This is a genomic window from Pseudomonas sp. 300 (assembly GCF_055803035.1).
This window is the reverse complement of the sequence record NZ_JAVLRV010000002.1, coordinates 148,041-150,434: the sequence shown is the minus strand read 5'-3', so window position 1 is coordinate 150,434 and position 2,394 is coordinate 148,041. Positions and strand designations below refer to the sequence as shown.

The following is a 2,394-nucleotide window of genomic DNA, read 5'->3' as shown; positions in this document are numbered from 1 at the left end:
CGGTTTCGGAAGCATCGAGGTCTTCGAGGTTGAGACCCAGGGTCACGGCAGCCGTACCGCTGAAATTGATCAGCGAATCGCCGCGCAATTTCAGGATGTCGTGATCACCTTCACCGGCCTTCTCGGTGATGGTGTCTTGCAGTACGGCGATGGCCTTGGCACCGACACCGCTGGTGACCAGGTCAACGACGTAGGTGTCGTTGCCTTTGCCACCGATCAGGGTGTCCGCACCCGCGCCGCCATCGATCAGGTTGGCCTCGTCGTTGCCGGTGATGATGTTTTTCAGCCCGTTGCCGGTGCCTTCGATAGCCGATCCGGTCAGGATCAGGTTCTCGACGTTGGCTGCCAGGGTGTAGTTGACCGATGCGCCCACAGTTGACCGAGTTCCTCCAGGAAGAATGCGGTCACATGTGGGAGCGAGCCTGCTCGCGAAAGCGGTCTGACAGACAATGAACCTTTCCGGTCAGGCAACAAAAAGCCCCGCATCTTCGGCATCTGCGGGGCTTTTTGTTTGTTACGCGCCTACTTTCTTCGCGTTGATCTTCTTCAGCTCTTCGTCGCGCAACTCACGACGCAAGATCTTGCCGACGTTGGTGGTCGGCAGCGCATCGCGGAATTCCACCGCTTTCGGCACTTTGTAACCGGTGACGTTCGCACGCATGTGCTCCATCACCTGCTCTTTGGTCAGGGTCACGCCCGGTTTGGCGACGATGAAAATCTTGATCGCCTCGCCCGACTTCTCGTCCGGCACGCCGATCGCTGCGCATTGCAGCACGCCCGGCAGGGTCGCCAACACGTCTTCCAGTTCATTGGGGTACACGTTGAAACCGGACACCAGAATCATGTCTTTCTTGCGATCGACAATGCGCATGTAGCCGTCAGGCTGGATCAGCGCGATGTCACCGGTCTTCAACCAGCCTTCGCTGTCGAGCATTTCGTCGGTGGCTTCCTGACGCTGCCAGTAGCCCTTCATGACCTGTGGGCCTTTCACACACAGTTCGCCGATTTCGCCCAATGGCTGTTCAACACCGGCATCGTCGATGACTTTGCACAGGGTCGACGGCACCGGAATGCCGATGGTGCCGATCTGGATGTGCTGGATCGGGTTCACCGTCGCGACCGGGCTGGTTTCGGTCATGCCGTAACCTTCACAGATGGCGCAACCGGTGACCGCTTTCCAGCGCTCAGCCGCGGCCAGTTGCAGGGCCATGCCGCCGGACAGGGTGACTTTCAGCGCCGAGAAATCCAGCTTGCGGAAGCCTTCGTTGTTGCACAGGGCCACGAACAAGGTGTTGAGGCCGACGAAGCCGCTGAACTTCCACTTCGACAGCTCCTTGACCATCGCCGTCAGGTCGCGCGGGTTGCTGATCAAAATGTTGTGGTTGCCGATCAGCATCATCGCCATGCAATGAAAGGTGAAGGCATAGATGTGGTAAAGCGGCAGCGGCGTGATCAGGATCTCGCAACCTTCATTCAGGTTGGAACCCATCAGCGCCTTGCACTGCAACATGTTGGCGACGAGGTTGCGATGGGTCAGCATTGCGCCCTTCGCCACGCCGGTGGTGCCGCCGGTGTATTGCAGCACCGCCACGTCGCCGCTGGCCGGGTTGGCTTCCGCCACTGGCTGGCCATGGCCCTTGCTCAACACGTCGTTGAACTTGATGGCTTTGGGCAAGTGATACGCCGGGACCATCTTCTTCACGTACTTGATGACGCTGTTGATCAGCAGGCGCTTGAGCGGCGGCAGCAGATCGGCGACTTCAGTGACGATGACGTGCTTGACGCCGGTTTTCGGCACGACGGTCTCGGCCAGATGCGCCATGTTGGCCAGGCACACCAGGGCTTTGGCACCGGAGTCGTTGAATTGATGTTCCATTTCCCGCGCGGTGTACAGCGGGTTGGTGTTGACCACGATCAGCCCGGCACGAATGGCACCGAACACGGCGACCGGGTACTGCAATACGTTGGGCAGTTGCACGGCGATTCGATCGCCCGGCTGCAAGTCGGTATGCTGTTGCAGGTAAGCGGCAAAGGCACCGGACAATTCGTACAGTTCACCGTAGGTGATTGTCTTGCCCAGGTTGCTGAATGCCGGCTTGTCGGCGAAGCGCTGGCAGGACTGTTTCAGCACTGCCTGAATATTCGGATACTCGTCCGGATTGATGTCGGCAGCAATCCCGGCAGGGTACTTATCCTTCCAGAAGTCTTCGATCATGGAAGCCCACTCCTCAGCAACGCGAATTCAAATACCGCATTTGATGCGATTATTATTGGTGTTTGATTATTGGTGAGTCTGGGCTTTTACAGAGGCCGAGAGGTCACAAAGCGCGCCGAGAGTAGCAGCTTTGCCAAGGGCCGACTAGAGCCAAAAGCGGCCTCTACAGTCACATTCGT

General features: G+C 58.3%; 1 protein-coding gene and 1 pseudogene. Both read right to left on the bottom strand.

The window, feature by feature from the left end; all coding sequences use genetic code 11:
* Positions 1 to 373, bottom strand: a pseudogene (locus tag Q7W83_RS06755) (serine 3-dehydrogenase); the annotation flags it as partial.
* A 141-nt stretch (positions 374 to 514) separates the two neighbouring features.
* Positions 515 to 2,215: a long-chain-fatty-acid--CoA ligase FadD1 gene (gene fadD1, locus Q7W83_RS06750; RefSeq protein WP_150634004.1), complete on the bottom strand. Its 1,701-nt coding sequence runs from the start codon at positions 2,213 to 2,215 to the stop codon at positions 515 to 517.
* Positions 2,216 to 2,394 lie beyond the last annotated feature (179 nt).